19 protein-coding genes are annotated in these 19,537 nt (G+C 62.1%); 17 read left to right on the forward strand and 2 right to left on the reverse strand.

The annotated features are described in order from the left end of the window. Positions 1-19: 19 nt before the first annotated feature. The 6 genes from H7B90_RS18570 to H7B90_RS18595 are packed head-to-tail and all read left to right on the forward strand — an operon-like array spanning position 20 to position 6,684. Positions 20-757, forward strand: coding sequence for an MBL fold metallo-hydrolase (locus H7B90_RS18570; RefSeq protein ID WP_185137379.1), 738 nt, complete (start codon positions 20-22; stop codon positions 755-757). A 54-nt stretch (positions 758-811) separates the two neighbouring features. Further along, on the forward strand, positions 812-1,936 hold the full coding sequence (locus H7B90_RS18575; protein WP_185137380.1) for an aminotransferase class V-fold PLP-dependent enzyme: 1,125 nt from the start codon (positions 812-814) through the stop codon (positions 1,934-1,936). A gap of 48 nt (positions 1,937-1,984) precedes the next feature. Next, positions 1,985-3,013 carry a galactitol-1-phosphate 5-dehydrogenase gene (locus H7B90_RS18580; protein WP_185137381.1) on the forward strand — a complete coding sequence of 343 codons (1,029 nt, stop codon included), beginning with the start codon at positions 1,985-1,987 and terminating at the stop codon, positions 3,011-3,013. Positions 3,014-3,015: 2 nt separating this feature from the next. Further along, positions 3,016-4,017 (forward strand): Gfo/Idh/MocA family protein, encoded by a 1,002-nt coding sequence (locus tag H7B90_RS18585; protein WP_185137382.1) that lies wholly within the window; start codon positions 3,016-3,018, stop codon positions 4,015-4,017. A 56-nt stretch (positions 4,018-4,073) separates the two neighbouring features. After that, positions 4,074-4,946: a fumarylacetoacetate hydrolase family protein gene (locus tag H7B90_RS18590; protein ID WP_185137383.1), complete on the forward strand. Its 873-nt coding sequence runs from the start codon at positions 4,074-4,076 to the stop codon at positions 4,944-4,946. A gap of 22 nt (positions 4,947-4,968) precedes the next feature. Beyond that, the gene (locus tag H7B90_RS18595; RefSeq protein WP_185137384.1) at positions 4,969-6,684 is read left to right on the forward strand and encodes a methyl-accepting chemotaxis protein; all 1,716 of its coding nucleotides are present in this window, start codon (positions 4,969-4,971) and stop codon (positions 6,682-6,684) included. A gap of 173 nt (positions 6,685-6,857) precedes the next feature. On the opposite strand, the gene H7B90_RS18600 is transcribed toward H7B90_RS18595, so the two are convergent. Continuing rightward, on the reverse strand, positions 6,858-7,019 hold the full coding sequence (locus H7B90_RS18600; RefSeq protein WP_185137385.1) for a hypothetical protein: 162 nt from the start codon (positions 7,017-7,019) through the stop codon (positions 6,858-6,860). Positions 7,020-7,038: 19 nt separating this feature from the next. Between H7B90_RS18600 and H7B90_RS18605 the strand changes: the two genes are divergently transcribed. Then, positions 7,039-7,416, forward strand: coding sequence for a hypothetical protein (locus tag H7B90_RS18605; RefSeq protein WP_185137386.1), 378 nt, complete (start codon positions 7,039-7,041; stop codon positions 7,414-7,416). Positions 7,417-7,679: 263 nt separating this feature from the next. Here H7B90_RS18605 and H7B90_RS18610 read toward each other — a convergent pair whose 3' ends face one another. After that, positions 7,680-8,072 (reverse strand): hypothetical protein, encoded by a 393-nt coding sequence (locus H7B90_RS18610; RefSeq protein ID WP_185137387.1) that lies wholly within the window; start codon positions 8,070-8,072, stop codon positions 7,680-7,682. Between the two features lie 307 nt (positions 8,073-8,379). Here H7B90_RS18610 and zwf point away from each other — a divergent pair, with 307 nt between their 5' ends. From zwf to H7B90_RS18660, 10 genes are all read left to right on the forward strand, one after another. Continuing rightward, positions 8,380-9,933 (forward strand): glucose-6-phosphate dehydrogenase, encoded by a 1,554-nt coding sequence (gene zwf, locus H7B90_RS18615; protein WP_185137388.1) that lies wholly within the window; start codon positions 8,380-8,382, stop codon positions 9,931-9,933. Positions 9,934-9,990: 57 nt separating this feature from the next. Further along, the gene (locus H7B90_RS18620; protein ID WP_260411106.1) at positions 9,991-10,617 is read left to right on the forward strand and encodes a cyclase family protein; all 627 of its coding nucleotides are present in this window, start codon (positions 9,991-9,993) and stop codon (positions 10,615-10,617) included. Positions 10,618-10,746: 129 nt separating this feature from the next. Continuing rightward, the gene (locus H7B90_RS18625; protein ID WP_185137390.1) at positions 10,747-11,373 is read left to right on the forward strand and encodes a YhbD family protein; all 627 of its coding nucleotides are present in this window, start codon (positions 10,747-10,749) and stop codon (positions 11,371-11,373) included. A gap of 11 nt (positions 11,374-11,384) precedes the next feature. Beyond that, complete coding sequence (locus H7B90_RS18630) at positions 11,385-12,059, forward strand: hypothetical protein (RefSeq protein ID WP_185137391.1); 675 nt, start codon at positions 11,385-11,387, stop codon at positions 12,057-12,059. A 41-nt stretch (positions 12,060-12,100) separates the two neighbouring features. Then, complete coding sequence (locus H7B90_RS18635; protein WP_185137392.1) at positions 12,101-12,772, forward strand: hypothetical protein; 672 nt, start codon at positions 12,101-12,103, stop codon at positions 12,770-12,772. A gap of 46 nt (positions 12,773-12,818) precedes the next feature. Continuing rightward, entirely contained in the window at positions 12,819-14,369 is a 1,551-nt protein-coding gene (locus H7B90_RS18640) for an MDR family MFS transporter (RefSeq protein ID WP_185137393.1), read from the forward strand. Between the two features lie 275 nt (positions 14,370-14,644). Continuing rightward, entirely contained in the window at positions 14,645-16,162 is a 1,518-nt protein-coding gene (locus H7B90_RS18645) for an MDR family MFS transporter (protein ID WP_185137394.1), read from the forward strand. A gap of 164 nt (positions 16,163-16,326) precedes the next feature. Continuing rightward, positions 16,327-17,913: a peptide chain release factor 3 gene (locus tag H7B90_RS18650; RefSeq protein WP_185137395.1), complete on the forward strand. Its 1,587-nt coding sequence runs from the start codon at positions 16,327-16,329 to the stop codon at positions 17,911-17,913. 317 nt (positions 17,914-18,230) lie between these two features. Beyond that, positions 18,231-19,085, forward strand: coding sequence for a copper amine oxidase N-terminal domain-containing protein (locus H7B90_RS18655; RefSeq protein WP_185137396.1), 855 nt, complete (start codon positions 18,231-18,233; stop codon positions 19,083-19,085). A 35-nt stretch (positions 19,086-19,120) separates the two neighbouring features. After that, entirely contained in the window at positions 19,121-19,384 is a 264-nt protein-coding gene (locus H7B90_RS18660; RefSeq protein ID WP_185137397.1) for a hypothetical protein, read from the forward strand. Positions 19,385-19,537: the final 153 nt, after the last annotated feature.

Below are 19,537 nucleotides of genomic sequence, written 5' to 3' on the forward strand. Positions count from 1 at the left end.
GCGAGGAGGAGAGGGCCCGGTGAAGATCGCCGACAAGGTGTACTTGGCGGGGAGCGGCAAATACGGCATGGAGTCGAGCGATCCGACGGATTGCAACGTGTACCTGCTGGACGGAGGGAGCGAGTGCGCCTTGATCGACGCCGGGGGCGGCGTCGATCCGGAGCGGATCGCGGACAACGTCCGGCGCTCCGGGTTCGCGATGGAGCAGGTGCGATGGTGCCTGCTCACCCACGCGCATGCGGATCATGCCGCGGGCGCCCGATATTTTCGCGAGCGGTACGGCATGCGGGTCGTCGCCTCCGAAGAAGCGGCCCCCTGGCTGGAGAACGGGGACATGGAGCGCACGAGCCTGGATCACGCCAAGCGGGGCGGGGTGTATCCGGCGGACTTCCGGTTCCCCGCGTGCCCGGTGGACAGAACGGTTCGCGACGGCGACCGGATCCGCATCGGGGATATCGAGCTGACGGTCGTCGACAGTCCCGGCCATGCCCGCGGCCATATATGCCTGCTCTGGGAGCGCGGCGGCGAGCGGAGCCTGTTCTCGGGAGACGCGGTGTTCGCGGGCGGCAAGGTCGTCATCCAATACGTCTGGGATTGCGACATCCCCGCCTACGCGAAGACCGTCGCGAAGCTTCATTCGCTCGGCGTAGACCGCCTGTACCCCGGGCACGGCCCGTTCCTGCTCTCCCGGGCGGCGGTTCATATCGAGAAGGCGCATGCCTGCTTCGAGAGGCTTGACGTTCCGCCGAATTTATAATTTGCAGTTGCGGCTCCGGTGGCACGGGACCGAGCAGACGGAGGGATTCCGGAGATGAGAGCATTACTGGACAAACGGGATTTTATCGGATTGGACCGCTGCGCCTGGTTCTACAGCGGCGCCGAGACGCCGACGCACCGGGAGGCGCTCAAGGCGGTCACGGAATACATGACCGTCCGCAGCGAAGGACCCGGGGGAAGAGAGCGCAACGCCGAGACGGAATGGAGCTGCAAGCGCAACCTGGCGGAGATGCTCGGAGGCGAGCCGGAGGACATCGCGATCGTGTCCAATTCGTCGGAGGCGATCTCGATGATCGCGCAGGCGCTGCCTCTCCGGGCGGGCGACAACGTCATCGTCCATGCGCTGGAATTCCCGTCCGGCGTGCTCCCTTGGCTCGCGCTCAAGGAGCGGGGCGTCGAGGTGCGCGTCGTCGGGCACAAGGACTGGGAGATCGGCGAGGACGACCTTCTGGCGAGAGTCGACGGGCGGACCCGGCTCGTGCTGACGAGCCACGTCAGCTACCTGACCGGCATCCGAATCGACTACCGGAAGCTGTACGAGGAGCTCTCCAAGACGGACGCCTTGCTCGTCCTGGACGCGACCCAGTCGCTCGGCATCGTCCCGGTCGACATGGCGATGGCCGATCTCGTCGTCTGCAGCACGTACAAGTGGCTGCTGTCCGTTCACGGCGGAGGCGTGCTCGCCGTCAATCCGAAGCGGGCGGCGGACTTGCGCCCGGCGTACGTCGGCTGGCGAAGCGTCGAGGATCGGCCCGGCGCGGACCGGTTCGAGACGTTCGAGTTCCAGCCGGACGCGAGAAGGTTCGAGCTCGGATACCCGAGCTATCCGACCGTGTACGCGCTCGAGCGGTCGACCCGGATGCTGCTGGACGCCGGCATCGCCAACATCGAGAAGCACGTGCTGACGCTTGGGGGAACGCTTCTTCAGCTGTTAAGGTCGATGGGCCTGCGGACGACGACGCCGCTCGAGCCGAAGCGGCGGGCGGGTAACATCAGCTTCCTGCACGACAAGGCGGAGGAAGTCGCCGCGCGGCTCCGGGAGCGGGACGTGTACGTCATGGGAGGGGACGGCCGGGTGCGGATGTCCGTCCATGCGTTCAACGATTCCGAAGACCTGGAGAAGCTGGCGAAGGAGCTGCCTTCCTGTCTGGGAGATTGACATGGAGAATTACGGTTCGGCCGCGAGGCGGCCAAGGGAGGTACAGCGATGAGAGCGTTGGTATGGACCGCTCCCCGGCGAATGGAATATACGGACGCCGCGAAGCCGGAGCCGGCGGAAGACGAAGTTCTGATCCGGGTGGAAGCGGTCGGCATCTGCGGCTCGGAGATCGAAGGGTATCTGGGGCATAACAGCCTAAGGGTCCCTCCGCTCGTCATGGGACACGAATTCTGCGGCCGCGTCGAGTCTTGGGGCGACAGGGCGTCCGGATTCGCGCGGGGGCAGAAGGTCGTCGTCAATCCGCTGCAATCGTGCGGACGCTGCGTCTCCTGCCGCAAAGGGCATACGCAACTGTGCGCTTCGCGGCGCATCGTCGGCATACACCGGCCCGGCGCGTTCGGCGAATGGGTCGCCGTTCCGGCGTCCGGGGTCGTGGCGGTGCCCGAGAGCCTAAGCCCGTTCCGGGCGGCGCTGGCGGAGCCGCTCGCCTGTTCGCTGCGGGCGACGAGGCGGGCGATGCGGCGGCACTTCCACCCGCACGTCGTCGTGTTCGGGGCGGGCGGGATCGGCCTTCTGTGCGCCAAGGTCGCCCGGCTGCTGGGCGCGGACAAGGTGATCGTATCGGACACGCAGCCGGAGCGGCTTCAGATCGCGAAGGAGGTCGCGGCCGACGAAGCCGCCCTTCCCGGAAGCGCGGAATGGGAGCGGCTGCTGGCGGAGGTCGCCGGCGACAAAGGAATCGACGTCGTCATCGACGCGGCCGGGTTCCAACCGACCCGCTCTTCGGCGCTGTCTCTCGTCAACCCGGGCGGGACGGTCATGAACGTCGGGCTCGGCATCGACGAGACCGAGCTTCGCGTCAACCATCTGATCCGCAGCGAGATCGAAGTGCTCGGCTCGTTCTGCTATACGGACCAAGACTTCCGCGACGCGGTTCGACTGCTGGAAGAAGGAAGAATCACGGAAGAAGGCTGGACGGACGTCCGGCCGATCTCCGAAGGCGGCGAAGCGTTCCGGGAGCTGGTCGAAGGCCGAGTGAAGCAAGGCAAGCTATTCCTCGCGATGGAAGGAGAATGAACGTGGAGCGGTTGCGAGTGGGGATTATCGGCCTGGGAAGTTGGGGAGAATGCCATCTCGAGGCTTACCGGGCCCTTCCGTTCGTCGAGGTGGCCGCCGTCTGCGACCCCCGGCCGGAGAGAAGGCGTCTGGCGGAGGAGAAGTACGGCGTCCCGAGCGTATACGAGAGCGCGGAGGAGCTGCTGAAGCGCGAGGATATCGGCCTCGTGAGCGTCGTCACGTATGAAAAGGAGCATCTTCCGCCCGTGCTGGCGGCTCTGCGGGCGGGCAAGCATGTGCTCGTAGAGAAGCCGGTCGCGACCGACGCCGCGGAAGCGAGGGAGATGCTGGAGACGGCCCGGAAGGCGGGGCGGTTCGTCGCTCCGGGGCATCTGCTGCGCTTCGACCCGAAGCACGCGGAGGCTCGCCGTCTCATCGGCAACGGAGAGCTGGGCCGGGTCGCGTCGATCTACATGAAGCGTTCGAGGAAAAACTCCTTATACCGCACCTACAAGAGGACGCATACGGTGTACGAGCTGACGATCCACGACATCGACCTCGCGATCTGGTACGCCGGCAGCCGGGTGAGCGAGGTGACCGCGGCGGGCTGCTTCCTGTCCGGGGACGATTCGCCGGAGGTGCTGTGGGCGCAGCTGCGGTTCGAGAACGGGACGCTCGCGGTGCTGCACAGCAACTGGATGACGCACGACGCCGCGGGCCTGACGATCAACGATTATACGGAAGTGATCGGGGAGCTGGCCACCGTCCAATTCGACGCCGCGGCTTCGGGCGTTCAGCTGCTGGGAACGGCCGGCCGCGAGACGACGGACCTGTCGGTCCATCACAACCAGGGGGGACGCGTCGTCGGGGCGCTTAAGGAGCAGCTCGCCTATCTGTGCGAGTGCGCGCAGCTGGGCCGGGAGCCGTCCGTCGCGTCGTTCGAGGATGCCGTTCACGGCATCGAGGTCGCGGACGCGATCGCGGAATCGGCCAGGCTGGGGAGGCCCGTCCGAATCGGCGGTTGAGAGGCGATCGACCGCGTTGCTCTTATTGATTTTCGTCTACATAAGGAGGGGTCTTCATGAAGTGGGTTCAATTCATAGAGCGGGCCGATCCCGCGCGCAAGCTGCGTCTCGGGGCGCTGTCCGGGGACGGAAGCTTCGTATATGCTGCGGAGGACGGGCTGACGATGAAGGAATTTATCTCCCGCTGCGAGAAGGAGCCTGCGCTCGCTTCGCGGGCTCCGGAAGGAGGGAGCCGTTATCCTATCGAGGAGGTGCGCCTCGCGGCGCCTATTCACGATCCGGAGAAAATGATTTTCATCGGGCTGAATTACGTCGATCACGCCTCCGAGTCGAAAATGGCGATTCCGAAGGTTCCCGTGCTGTTCCCCAAATTCCCGAATTCGATTGTCGGTCCCGAGGACGACGTCGTCTTTCCGGCCGAAGTGAAGGAGTGCGATTACGAAGTCGAGCTCGCGGTCGTCATCGGCAAGACGGCCAAGAACGTCTCCCGCGAGGAAGCGCTGGACTACGTGTTCGGCTACACGATCGTCAACGACGTCAGCGCGCGGGATCTCCAGTTGACGGAGGGGCAATGGACCCGGGGCAAGGCGATCGACACGTTCGCGCCGATGGGGCCCGTCATCGTCACCCGGGACGAGCTGGCGGATCCGCACGTTCTCGATCTGTCGCTTGCGCTTAACGGAGAGAAGCTGCAGGACTCGAACACTCGCCATTTGATTTTCGACGTTCCCTACCTGATCTCGTTCTTGTCGCGGACGATCACCCTCTCGCCGGGAGACGTGATCAGCACGGGAACTCCGCCGGGAGTCGGCATGGGGCGGGATCCGCAAGTGTGGCTGCAAGAGGGAGACGTCACGGAGGCGTACGTGCAAGGAATCGGGACGCTTCGGAACGGCTACGTTCGCGAGCGGACGCCGGGCAAGGCGTGAACGGAGAGGAGGCTGCGGCGGCGTGAGGCGGTTCCGGTTCAGAATCTCGGTGAAAATCACGATCGGCTACGTCGCGCTTCTGCTGTTCCTGGCCGGCGCCCTGCTGATCGTCTCGTGGACGATCGATCGGCTGCAGCGGGAGATCGAAGCGGTGACGAGCCGCGATCTCAAGGTTCAGGAGCTGACGTACCAGATCGACAAGAACGCTTCGGATATGGAGAACAACCAGCGCGGCTACCTGATCGCCGGCGGCGAGGATTACCTCAAGGCGTACGAAGGTGCGTTGGACAAGTGGAAGATGAACGGCGGGCAGCTGCGCGGCTATCTGGAAGGGTCGGACGAACAGACCAGCCGGCTGGCGAGCGTGGAGAACGCCATCGAGCAGTGGATCTCGCTGGCGGATCGGCAGATCCAGGAAGCCCGTCCGGGCGCGCAGTCCGCGGAAGAGCTGGAGAAGCTGTTCTCCGCGGATTCGGGGCGCAAGCAGATGGAAGGAATGCGCGAGCAGCTGTCGAGGCTCCGCCAAGCCGAGAAGGTCGCGATGGACGAGCGGGTGAAGGCGCTGCGGGACAGCAACGGCCGTCTCCGCGGGCTGCTGTTCGTCGTGTTCGCCGCCCTGACCGCGTGCACGATTCTGTTCTCCTGGATCGTCTCCCGCCACGTGACGCGGAACATCCGCAAGGTGACGGAGGCGGTGTCCGACATCGCCAAGTCCGGTGGCGACCTGACGAAGCGGATCGAGGTGAAGACGAGTGACGAGACGCTCGAGCTGAGCCGCGAGACGAACGCGCTGCTGGCTTCCCTTCAGAGCATGATCGGCCGCATCCAGGAGCAGGCGCGAGGGCTGTCCGAGGTGTCCGGCACGATCGGCGTCGGCGCCGAAGGCGCGATCCGGATCAACGGGCAGGTGAACGACGCGATCCGGAGAGTCGCCGAGGGGGCCGAGCAGCAGGTGGCCCAGACCGAAGAGATTACGGCCATCATGGCCGAAGCGATGAAGGGGCTGGAGCAGGCGGCCGCCGATTCCCGGGAGGTGGGGGATCTGGCGCTGGCGACGCGGGAGGCCGCGGACGACGGCGGACGGCACCTGGACAAGACCGGGGAGGAGATCGGGCGGATCGAGGGGATTTTCGGCCGGATTCGCGAGAGCGTGCAGGAGCTGTCCGAACAGTCGGGGCGAATCCAGGAGATCGCGGGCTATATCTCGGAAGTATCGACGCAGACGAACCTGCTGGCGCTGAACGCCGCCATCGAAGCGGCGCGGGCCGGCGTTCACGGGCGGGGATTCGCGGTCGTCTCCGCGGAGATCCGCAAGCTGGCGGACCAGACCGCTCATTCGGCGCGCCAGATCTCGCAGACGCTCGGGAGCCTCGACGACGGCGTCGGCCACATCGCGGAGCTGATCGAGAGCAGCTCGGAGGCCGTGTACGGAGGCACGGCGTCGATGCGCGAGGCGGGCGACAGCGTGCGCCGGGTCGTCGACAGCGTCAGCCGGTTGACCGGGCAGATGCTCGAGGTCGCCGCGTCGGTCGAGCGGATCGCCTCGGGCAGCAGCCAGGTCGTGAGCGCGAGCGAGGAGATCGGCCGGGTGACGGAGGAGACCTCCGCGTTCGCCGAGCAGATGACGGCCATGGCCGAGGAGCAGAACGCCGCGTTGCGGCAGTTCGCGGTGACGTCGGAGCGGCTGGGCCGCGTCTCGGACGCGCTGAGGGAAGTCGCGGGCAACTTCCGGGTGTGAGGTAGGGCGTTCATCCTCTCATCCCCATCCGACTCGGCATCGAATCCGCATCCGACTCGATATCCGTTTAAAGATCCGATTCCGCTTCGGATACACGTCGAATAACCAAATCCCGTCGTTTTCGCAGGCGCGGATTTGGTTATTTTGTTCGTATGGGCGCTAACGGGGTTATGTTATGCTCTGGCGTCCAGCAGGCTGCCCGGCGGCACGGCCGCTACGTTCTTGCCGCCTCTCGAGTCGTAGCCGACGACGGTGCCCGGAGCGGGGCCGATTCGCAGGGAGCCCGCTGCGGATTCGGCTAGAGGAAAGGCCGAAGCCGCTGGCGTCGCCGCCAATGTCGTCGACGGCGCATGTATGCGCGCTATGGATCTAGCGGAAGTTACGGATGGTGCCGATGATGAAGGATTCGCAGGAGTCGCAGGAGTCGCAGGCCGACGCGCATTAGTGGCGGAAATTGCGGAAGTCGAAGAAGTTGCAGAAGTTGCAGAATTTGAAGAGATTGCAGAAGTTGCGGAAGATGCAGAAGTTGCGGAAGTTGCCGAAGTTGCGGATGTTGCCGAAGTCGAAGTAGACGCAAATGCCGCGCTGGACGCGGAAGGTTCAGAAGACGGGGCGGTCTTGGCTAAGGATGCCTTCTCTTCGCGAGCGGGCTGCTCGTCGCGGGATCTTCTTCCGGAGAACCTCCGGTATCTCTCGGAGAAGGCGTCGAAGTCCCGTTCGAAGAACGGATAGACCGGGTAAAACGGGCGAATCGCGGCAGCGGGATCGACGCGAGGCAGGGAGCGAAGCCACATGCAGGTTCCTCCTCTCGGACTCAACGAAGATAGGTTCGCCCTTATTTTACCACACCTAGCGCTCGTTCGAACCAGTCGGCGCGCTGCCCGCGAGGGATGGCTCCCTGTTCGCGGGCAGCATGGAGGACGGGAAGGACGGCCATCTTCGTCGCGTCGAACGGTAACGGCCCGCCGGTTCCCGGCTTCGCTCGACTCCCGAAGTTACATCACCAGAACCGCCTCGATCGGGTCCAAGGGCAAGATGACCCGGGGGCCGGCCACCGGCGGGGCCAGCTCCAGCGTTCCCCATCCATCCGACGCGGCGCCGGAGCTCTCCGCTCCAACGGTTTTGTTTTCGCTCTTGATGCCGGCCTTGCTGCGGGAACGCTTCCCGGTCCGGCGGGAATGCGCGGCGACACTGCGGCGCTTCCGTGCGCGCGAAGGAGCGAGCTCGGACAGATCCTCGTCCAGCTCTCCGTTCAGCACGACTTTGCCGTGGGCGCATCCCGTGAGCAGGCCGTAGTGGCGGGCGCCGTCGTTCATGACGACGCAGACGGGAAGGCCGCGAAGCGAGAGCAGATGCTCTTCGTCGGCGGGCACGAATTCATCCAACATGGCTACCACCCCCTCGGGGAATGTTCAAACCCAGTGTATTCACCCGGGGGCGAACGCGTATGGACACGAACCTATTTTCATCAAAAGCAAAGGGGCAAACGGCCCGCATTCTCGATAAGCGGAAAAAAACGTCTTGTTGGGGACGCATCAGTTGGCGGCACGTCGAACAAGCGGAAAGCCCGAATCGGCGAAGCCCGAGGGGAGCGAAGGAGGACCGCTGGGCGAACTTCAAAATAATAGCAATCGCACGGCGATGTATGATAAACTACTGACACGCATCCAATCTTGACCAAGAGAGATGAGGATCATGACGGACAAAAACATCGAACAACTCGCCGCCGAGGGCGCGGTCTATTTTATTTTCGGAGCGACTGGCGACCTGGCCAGACGCAAGCTGTTCCCCGCGCTGTACAGCCTGTACCGCGAAGGGAAGCTGGGACGAAGCTTCGCGATCGTCGGCCTCGCCCGCAGGCCCCGCACGGACGAGCAGTTCCGGGACGACGTGCTGGAGTCGATCCGGGAGTTCTGCCGCTACAAGCCGGAAGAAGGGGGCGACTGGCGCGAATTCGCCTCGCGCTTCAGCTACCATTCGCTCGACATCGGCAACGTGGAAGGCATGCGCCGGTTGAACGAGTCGACGCTGGAGCTGGAGAAGCGCTACGAGATCCCGGGCAACCGGCTGTTCTATCTGGCGCTGGCGCCGGACCTGTTCGGCACCGTGTCCCGCAACCTGCGCGACGGCGGCATGCTGGAGAGCAAGGGCTGGCACCGCCTCGTCATCGAGAAGCCGTTCGGCTACGACTACCCGTCCGCCGAGCGCCTGAACGAGGAGATCCGCCAGGTGTTCCGCGAGGACGAAGTGTTCCGCATCGACCACTACCTGGGCAAGGAGATGGTCCAGAACATCGAGGTCATCCGGTTCGCGAACCAGTTCTTCGAGCCGCTCTGGAACTCGAACCATATCGCGAACGTGCAGATCACGCTGGCCGAGACGGTCGGCGTCGAGGAGCGCGGCGCGTATTACAACAAGTCGGGCGCGCTGCGCGACATGGTGCAGAACCATATGCTCCAGATGCTGACGATGATCGCGATGGAGCCGCCCAGCCGTCTCGACCCGGAGGACATCCGCGACGAGAAGGTGAAGGTGCTGCGCTCGATCCGCCGCTTCGCGTCGGCGGAGGACGTTAGCCGCCGGGTCGTGCGCGGCCAATACGCCGAAGGCTCCGCCAAGGGCAAGACGCTCCCCGGCTACCGGCAGGAGGAGTCGGTTCCGCCCGATTCGACGACGGAGACGTTCTTCGCGGCCCGCCTGTTCGTGGACAACTTCCGCTGGGCCGGCGTTCCGTTCTACGTCCGCACGGGCAAGCGTCTCCCGGTCAAGTCGACCGAGATCGTCATCGAATTCAAGAACGTGCCGAACAACGTTCTGTTCGCCCGGCGCCAGGACCTGCAGCCGAATCTGCTCGTCATTCGGGTGAACCCGATGGAAGGCATCTACATCAAGACGAACGCCAAAAAGCCGGGCAACGACATGACCATCCAGCCGGTCGTCATGGAGTTCTGCCAGAGCTGCCTCGTCGGCATCAACACGCCGGAAGCGTACGAACGGCTCATCTACGACGCCGGCCGGGGAGATTCCACCTACTTCACGCGGTGGGACGAGTTGGCCGCCGCCTGGCAGTTCGTCGATCCGATCGCGGCCGCCTGGCGGGACCGGCCGGACGAGCTTGCCTTCTATCCGGCCGGGACGTGGGGACCGGAGCGGGCGTCCGGGCTTCTCGCCGAGGACGGCTTCCGCTGGTGGCCCGTCAACGGCGAAGAAGAGGACAACGTCGTCTGGGTATCGAACTCGAAGGGATAACGCGCGGGGACGCGAACCGAATCGAGCGACAAGTCAAGCAGCATGGGGGAGAAGCCGTTGTCCAAGCTATACGATATCTCGATGACGATTCATGCGGACATGCCTTCGTGGGGCAACGATCCGGCGAAGAAGCCCCGGATCGAGAACGTGCAGAACCACGACCAAGGCCAGCCGCACGAGAGTCTGCTGAGCCAGAACCTGCATACGGGCACCCACGTGGATGCCCCTCTTCATATGATCGCGGGCGGAGACACGATCGAGACGATTCCGCTCGAGCAGCTCGTAGGACCGGCGCGCGTGCTCGACTTGACGCACGTCGAGGATTCGATCGCGAAGGCGGATCTGGAGCCGTTCGCCATTCGGAAGGGCGAGCGGCTGCTGTTCAAGACGTCCAGCTCCTTCAGCGAGGAGTTCCGCGACGACTTCGTGTTCCTGCGCGAGGACGGCGCCCGCTATCTCGCGGAGATCGGCATCCGGGTCGCGGCGATCGACGCGCTCGGGATCGAACGGTCGCAGGAAGGCTATCCGACGCACCGTACCTTGATGAAGAGCGGGGTCGTCATCGTCGAGGGCCTGCGGCTGAAGGACGTGCCGGCGGGCAACTACTGGCTCGTCGTCGCGCCGCTCAAGCTGACGGGAACCGAAGCCGCGCCGGCCCGCGCATTCTTGATCGGAGAGGAATAGCGGCCGGAAATCAATCTCCATCCGAAACTTCGCGTAACGACCCAAGGAGGGTTGTTACGCGAAGTTTCTTTTTTTGGTCTTTACAGCGTAACAATGTTATGTTACATTGTGTTCAGGAAGGTGATACCGATGACGGAACGGGAACTGATCTCGAAGAAGGAGCTGCTCGAGCTGACCGGAATCTCTTACGGACAGCTCTACCGTTGGAAGAGGAAGCAGCTGATCCCGGAGGACTGGTTCATCCGCAAGTCCACGTTTACGGGGCAGGAGACGTTTTTTCCCAAGGAGCTCATACTGGCGAGAATCGACCGCATTCTGAATATGAAGGACGATTTGTCGCTCGACGAACTCGCCGGCAAGCTGTCTCCGCTGCTGTACGAAGCGAAGCTGCGCAAGGATGAATTGTCGAAACGTAACATTGTTTCAAGGGTTGTCCTGGAACGGCTTGGCGCCCGCGACCCGGACGACACGGTCTACTCGTTCGAGCAGACGCTCGCGTTCTTCGCGGCGGATCAACTGCTTCTGACCGGGGAGATGAGCCTCGACGAGGCGGATCTGCTGGCGCAGACGATGAAGGAGCACTTCTCGAAGTTCGAGGGCAAGACTTGCGAGCTGTGGTTCGTCCGGAAGATGGGCGTCTCGACGTTCCTGCTCCTCTCGGTTCCGTCCGAAGCGTACTTCGAGAGCGGAACGAAGGTCGTCGCCCGGCTGAACATGGCGGAGCTCGCGGAACAATTGCAAACGAAGCTGAACTAGGAGGCATCGGAATGGATAGAACCTTATTGGATCTGAATTTAAACGGCATCGGAAGCGCCGCCGGCGGTGAGTACCGCCATGTCCGATTGGACGGCGTATGCAAGCTGCTGTCGGACGTGTCGGCCGAGACGTTCGTCGTCAACGGTCACGGCTCGGCGCAAGGCGCCGTGCGAACGAAGCAATTCACTTGCAACGGCAAGTTCACGATCAAAGGCGCCTTGAACTCCGAGGAGGTGCGGATCGACGGCATGGTCGACACCGGATCGGTCAACGCGGACCGCGTGACGGCGAACGGAGGGCTCAGCTCCGAAGGGGACGTCGAGTCCGAGCTGTTCGAGCTGACCGGCTACTTCGACGTCGAGGGCCTGCTGAACGCCGGAACGATCAAGATCAGCCTGCACGGGGGAAGCCGGGCGCGGGAGATCGGCGGAGAGATCATCCGGGTTCGCAAGGGCAAGGATGCCAAGTGGAACAAGCTGGTCTCGTGGGCGATTCCGCGGCTGAACGTTCAGCTCGAGGCCAACGTCATCGAAGGAGACGACATCGAGCTGGAAGAGACGGTCGCCGCCGTCGTCCGCGGCAATCGCGTCGTCATCGGCAAGGGCTGCCGCATCGGCAAGGTCGAGCATAAAGGCGAGCTCGTCGTCCATCCGCAAGCGAAGGTCGACGAGCGGGTTCGGAACTAGACCTCGGACCGAGGGGAAAATAGGAAGGGAGAATGAGGAACATGGACGCTGCGAGCGGTAATATGAGGTTGGTCGGAACGACGCAGTCCGGAGGCGGGAAGTTCCGCCACGTGAGAATAGCCGGGGAGAGCGAGCTCGTCGGCCGCACGGAATGCGAGTCTATCGCTTGCACCGGAACTTTGAAGGTGAAGGGAGACCTGCAGTCGGGGAGAATCAAGCTGACCGGGGAGTTGACGGTCGAAGGCGATCTGAAGGCGGGCCGGGCGGGCATGACCGGCCATGCGGACGTCCGCGGGAGCTGGCGCGGGGAAGAGCTGCGGCTGAACGGGAGCCTGATCGTGAAGGGCGACCTGGAGAGCGAGGCCTGCCTCGTTCGGGGCGCCGCCAGCGTCGGGGGCCTGCTCAGCGCGGAGACGGTGGAGCTGAGAATGTTCGGCTCTTCGGCAGCCAAGGAGGTCGGAGGCGGAACGATCACCGTGAAGCGGAGCCGGATGGGCTCGATCAAGACGATGTTCACGTCCTCGCAGCCGGCCTTCTTCACGGCGGAGCTGATCGAAGGCGACCGGCTCGACCTGGAGCACACGAAGGCGCGGGTCGTTCGCGGCAACCAGGTGCGGATCGGCCCCGGCTGCGACATCGGCCGCGTCGAGTACCGCCGATCTCTGAGCAAGAGCAATGGAGCTTCCGTCGGCTCGGAAGCGAAGATCGACTAAGTTGCGATTGAAGGCGAAATCCCGATCATTGGAGGTTTATAAAACGATGGCGACGCGCCAAAATCGATTCGGATTCATTCTCGCGGGGCTCTTGCTCGGCATCTTCGTCGCGGCGATCGACAATACGATCGTGGCGACGGCGATGGGGACGATCGTCTCCGACCTCGGCGGGCTCGACAAGTTCGTCTGGGTTACCTCGGCTTACCTGGTCACGGAGATGGCCGGCATGCCGATCTTCGGCAAGCTGTCCGACATGTACGGGCGGAAGCGGTTCTTCGTGCTCGGCATCTTCCTGTTCCTGCTCGGCTCGGTGCTGTGCGGCACGGCGACGAACATCGTCGAGCTCAGCATCTACCGGGCGATTCAAGGCGTCGGAGGCGGCGCGCTCGTGCCGATCGCCTTCACGATTCTGTTCGACGTCATTCCGATGGAGAAGAGGGGCAGCATGTCCGGCATCTTCGGCGCCGTCTTCGGGACGTCGAGCCTGTTCGGGCCTCTGCTCGGCGCCTATATCGTCGATCATATCGACTGGCGCTGGATTTTCTACATCAACCTGCCGCTCGGATTGATCGCTCTATTCTTCATCCTGTTTTGCTACAAAGAATCGGTCGAACACTCCAAGCAGCGAATCGACTGGTGGGGAGCGGCGACTCTCGTCGGGGCGGTCGTCTGCCTCATGTTCTCGCTGGAGCTCGGAGGCCAGGAATACGCTTGGGATTCGGCCCCAATTCTGTCCCTGTTCGCCGCCGCGGCCGTCCTGTTCGTCCTGTTCCTCTACGTCGAGACGAAGGCGCAGGAGCCGATTATCTCCTACTCGATGTTCCGCAGGAGACTGTTCGCGGCCAGCACGGTCGCAGGCATGTTCTACGGAGCGGGCTTCATTACGTTCGCGATGTACATTCCGATTTTCGTCCAGGGGGTCAACGGGGGTTCGGCGACGAATTCCGGCCTCATCCTTCTGCCGATGACGCTCGGCTCCGTGGCCGCGGCGCAGATCGGCGGCTTCCTGGCGACGAAGATGCCTTACCGCAATATCATGATCCTGTCCGCGATCGTCTTCACGCTCGGCACCTTCCTGCTCAGCACGCTGACCCCCGACACGGCGACATGGGAGCTGACCTTGTACATGATCGTGGCCGGGCTCGGCGTCGGCTTCTCCTTCTCGGTGCTCGGGATGGCGAGCATGCACGGCTTCGACGCCCGCCAGCGGGGTTCGGCGAGCTCGACGATGTCGTTCGTCCGTTCGCTCGGCATGACGGTAGGGCTGACGATCTTCGGCATCCTGCAGCGCAACGAGCTGAGCTCGAAGCTGGCGGGCGCGTTCGGCGGGGCGTCCGGCGCTCCGGGCGGCGAATCGTTCGGCAACATCCGCGAGTCGCTGTCCTCGGAGAAGCGGGCGGCCATTCCGAAGGACATTCTGGATCGCATCATCGACGCCATGTCCTCGTCGATCACGACGATGTTCCTCTGGGCTCTCGTCCCGGCGGTGCTGGCGCTCGTCGCGGTGCTGTACATGGGCAAGGAGCGCCTGCAGCTTCCTCCGAAGGGAGCCAAGAAGCAGCCGGGCGGCCGGCCCGAATACGGCGGAGGACACTGACCGCTCCGCGCCCGCACCCATCCTCGCTTCCGTGCGATTCGAACGGGGCGAGGATTCTTTTTTTGCCCGATGGCGCATTCGGTTCATATTCAGTTCATATTCCCCCCGTAATCTAAGGCGCGTGGAGAGTGGATGAGGTTGGAAAAAAAGAGAAGCGCGGCGTTCCGGGAAATACGGCCGTTCCCGGAACGAACGTCGCCGGCCGCCCGGAGGCAACCCCCGCGCGGCGAAGTCGTTCCCTCTTACGAAGTATGGATCCTTATGAGGTGATTCTTATGGCAGCAGCAAAAGGCAACAACAAAGCGCTGGTCCTGACCGCGCTCCTGATCGGCCTGATCTTCGCGGAGCTCGACGAGACGATCGTGTCGACGGCGATGCCGACGATTATCCGCGATCTGCACGGCTTGTCGCTGTACGGCTGGGTAGCCGGCGTGTACATGCTCGCGCTGACGATCTTCATGCCGATCATCGGCAAGCTGGCCGACCTGTTCGGCCGCAAGAAGCTTTACCTGACCAGCATCGGCCTCTTCATCGGCGGCTCGATCGTCTGCGGTCTGTCGCAATCGATGGAGATGCTGCTGGTCGGCCGCGGCATTCAAGGAATCGGGGCCGGAGGCTTGATGCCGCTGGCGATGGTCATTCTCGGCGACACGTATCCGCTCGAGCAGAGGGCCAAGATCCAGGCGGCGATCGGCCCGGTCATGTTCCTGCCGCAGCTGCTCGGACCGACGGTCGGCGGCTACATCGTCGGCCATATCAGCTGGCACTGGGTGTTCCTGATCAACATTCCCGTCGGGCTTCTGGCCGCGGCGGTGCTCTCCATCGGCATGCGGGAAGCGAGAGGCGAAGAGAAGCGGTCCATCGACTGGGCCGGCGCCTTCACCTTGATGCTCGGTCTTCTGTCGCTCCTGCTGGCGCCCGTTCTGATCGACAACCAAGGGCTCAGCTGGTCGTCGCCGCAAGTGATCGGCCTGCTCGTTCTGTCCCTCCTGCTGTTCGCTCTGCTCGTGCGGATCGAGAAGCGGGCGAAGGAGCCGATCATTCCGCTGCACCTGTTCAAGAACCGGACGGTCGTCGTTCTGTCGCTGTTCGTGTTCGTCCTGATGATGGGCCTGATGGGCGGCCTCTCGTCGTTCCCGTTCTTCGCCCAGAACGTCATGGGGCTGACGCCGACCGCTTCGGGCTACCTGAACATGGCGGCGATGGCCGGAGCGATTCCGGCGAGCATTCTGATCGGCTTCCTCATTACGAAGATCGCTTACCGGACGCTGTTCATCGTCTCCTTCATCCTGCCGATCGTCGGCATGTATCTGCTGACTCAGATCGGCGTCGACACGACCGTCGTCTACATCGTCGTCACGTTCTTCATCACGGGCATCGGGATGGGCGCGTTGTTCGGAAGCGACAATCTGATCGTGCAGGAATCGGTCGAGAAGGAGCATAGCGGCGTCGCGCTGTCGACCGTGCAGCTGTTCCAGTCGCTCGGCATGACGATCGGGCTCAGCGTCTTCGGCAGCCTGCTCGCCAACAACATCAAGAGCGGCGTCATGGATCTGAGCGATCAGCTGCCCCCCGGGACGGCGGGCACGATCGCGACGGGCGGCATTCCGGCGGGGCTCGCCCCCGATCTGGTCGAGAAGGTGCGATTCGCGTTCTCGGACGCGTTCCAGAATATTTTCACCATCGGTCTCGTCTTCGCCTTCGTCGCCTTCGGACTCTGCTGGTTCCTGAAGAAGGAAGTGCTGAAGAAGAGGGAAGAGGGCGAGGAGCAGGCGCTGCAGCAAGGCGCTTGAGGCTTGCCGGGAAGACGGCATGGGCGCATCTCCGCGAGGGGGTGCGCCTTGTCGTTCGCGGGGAGGCGTACGTTCCCGGGTTGGCTTCGTTTGGCTGAGGTTTACGGAGGAACAATGTGCTATAATGGAATCTGCCATTTTCCTAAGGAAGGGAACTTCAAACGATGAGCCAAACGTTGCGCGAAGAATTGGAGCAAGAAGTGGCCAAGCGCCGCACCTTCGCGATTATCTCCCACCCCGACGCGGGGAAGACGACGCTGACCGAGAAGCTGCTGCTGTTCGGAGGCGCGATCCATATCGCGGGCTCCGTCAAGGCGCGGAAGGCGGCCCGTCACGCGACAAGCGACTGGATGGAGATCGAGAAGCAGCGGGGGATCTCCGTTACGTCCTCGGTCATGCAGTTCGAATATGCCGGCAAGCACGTCAACATTCTCGATACGCCGGGTCACCAAGACTTCAGCGAAGACACGTATCGCACGCTGACGGCCGCGGACAGCGCGGTCATGCTTATCGACGTCGCCAAAGGCGTCGAGGCGCAGACGATCAAGCTGTTCCAGGTGTGCGCCAAGCGGGGCATTCCGATCTTCACGTTCATCAATAAGCTCGACCGCGAGGGACAGAACCCGTTCGACCTGCTCGAGGAGATCGAGCGCGTGCTCGGCATCCGTTCGGTGCCGATGAACTGGCCGGTCGGCATGGGCCGCGAGCTGTGCGGCGTCTACGACCGGATGAAGAAGCAGGTGGAGCTGTTCAACGGCAGCGACCATTCGACCATCGAAGTGCGCAAGGTCGAAGACTACAACGATCCGATCATCCGCGAGATGGCGGGCGACTACCTGGCCGACCAGCTGACGCAGGACCTGGAGCTGCTCGACGTCGCGGGCGACCCGTTCGACTACGAGAAGGTGCTGGCGGGACAGCTGACGCCGGTCTTCTTCGGCAGCGCCGTCAACAACTTCGGCGTGCAGACGTTCCTCGAGAACTTCCTGCAGCTCGCGCCGGCTCCGACGCCGCGCCGCAGCACCGACGGCCCGATCGAGCCGGCGACCGAGAAGTTCTCCGGGTATATTTTCAAGATCCAGGCGAACATGAACCCGGCGCACCGCGACCGGCTGGCGTTCCTGCGCATCTGCTCCGGCAAGTTCCAGCGCGGCATGAGCGTGAAGCACGTCCGCGCGGGCAAGGATATCAAGCTGTCGCAGCCGCAGCAGTTCCTCGCGCAGGACCGCGAGATCGTGGACACCGCGTATCCGGGCGACATCATCGGCTTGTTCGACCCGGGCATCTTCCGGATCGGAGACTCGCTGAGCGAAGGCAGCCAGATCACGTTCGACGAGCTGCCGACGTTCTCGCCGGAGATCTTCGCCAAGGTGTCGGTCAAGAACGCGCTTAAGCAGAAGCAGTATCTCAAGGGGCTGGACCAGCTGACCGAGGAAGGCATGGTGCAGGTGTTCCGCTCGATCGGCCCGTTCGAGGATACGTACCTCGGCGTCGTCGGCCAGCTGCAGTTCGACGTGTTCGAGTACCGGATGAAGAACGAATACGGCGTCGACATCCAGCTCGCGCGCACGCCGTTCCAGTTCGCCCGCTGGATCGTCGCCGACAAGCTCGACGCGTCCAAGTTCCGCATCAACTCGACGCTCGTGAAGGACAAGAACGACAACGACGTCGCGCTGTTCGAGAACGAGTACGCGATGCGCACCGCGATGGAGCGCATGCCGGAAGTGACGTTCCTGGAGACGGCTCCGTAACGGGACGAGGGTTATCCGCAAATCAGCAAGAAGCTCCGTAACGCCATAAATAGGAACGACCCCCGCCTCAAGTCGCCTGCAGCAGATCAACTTCGCCCAACAACACGAAGGGGGGATTTTCTCCCCCCCATAAAACTTACCGTATGTTATTAAATATCAATACCCGGAATTATTAGTTGGCCATAATGGAGAGCCCAAGGTAAGCTGTAATCGGTAACCGGCTCGAACAATGGCCTTTTGTTTTGCCGCAGGTAAGCTTGATAACGAATAACTTGGCTTGCTTGATTACAAATACGATTATACGAGGAGTGGACGTCATGAAAAAGCTGATCTCTGCAGCTACTGCGATAAGCGTGCTGATCTCCGCATCATCCGCATACGCCGCCGAACCCGTGAAATTACTTATGAAAAATCAAGCTGATGACGCATCGATTGCAATTTCCTCCGATGTGAAGCCCGAAATTAAGAATAACCGAACAATGGTGCCTCTGCGAATTATCAGTGAAAATTTGGGAGCTAAGGTCAACTGGTCGGGTTCGGAAGTTGTGCTTACAAAAAGCAATGTGAAGATTATTTTACAACTGAATAGCAATACAGCAGTGAAAAACGGTAAAACGGAGACGCTTGATGTCAAACCTTACTTAAAGAATAATCGCACGATGGTTCCACTTCGTTTTATTGCAGAGATGTTTGGTTGCAATGTCAGTTACAGCAACTCAGCAGTAACTGTTGAGACCAAGCCATTGATAATCGATGGTGTAGAAGTGAAAGCATTGCAACAAGAATACCACCTGACTATGGGCGGCGTAGTAAATCAAATCAATGGAAATGCCTATAATGAAGCAATCTATAATATTTTTGTAGAAAACAAAGGTAAGAAGGTCGAAGCACCTTCTAATTACACCTGGAATAGTCACCCCAGCCCTGGCGACTACTATAAAGTTGGACAATATGACTTTTTAGACAAAAAGGGGAACAGCATAAAACGTTTTGACATTTATACTTTAGTTCGAGAAGCACCGACTGAGGGGGACCCTGAGGTTTTGATTTATGAAGCGAATGACAACCAATGGTATATGTTTAAGTACACAGCAAGTCAAGATATTCGGCAGTTAATTGATGTAGCCTCAACGAACGGTTTTCTAAAGCAGATCAGTAACACAGCTCCGTAAAAGTCTGCTCCGGCAAGTTCCAGCGCGGCATGAGCGTGAAGCACGTTCGCGCGGGCAAGGACATCAAGCTGTCGCAGCCGCAGAACGACGTCGCGCTGTTCGAGAACGAGTACGCGATGCGCACCGCGATGGAGCGGATGCTGGAAGCGAAGTTCCTGGTGAGAATACGCGAATCAACCGCGATCCTCCCGGCGAGGACGCGGTTTTTTTGGCATGCCGAACGATCCTCTTCGCGGGAGGAGGGGCTAACGAACCGGAGAGACGCTATTTCGCCGAAAATCGCGTTTTGCAATCTCTAACGAACCGGAGAGACGCTATTTGGCTTAGAACGGCCCCTTTTCCGGTAAATCGACGCCAATAGCGTCTCCTGAGTCCGTTAGAAATTCAAAATCGGCTTTTGGAGCCAAATAAGGTCTGTGGGATTCGTTAGAGCTATTAAGCCCCCTAATTAG

The sequence above is a fragment of the Cohnella xylanilytica genome, from assembly GCF_014212175.1.
Lineage (GTDB): Bacteria > Bacillota > Bacilli > Paenibacillales > Paenibacillaceae > Cohnella > Cohnella xylanilytica.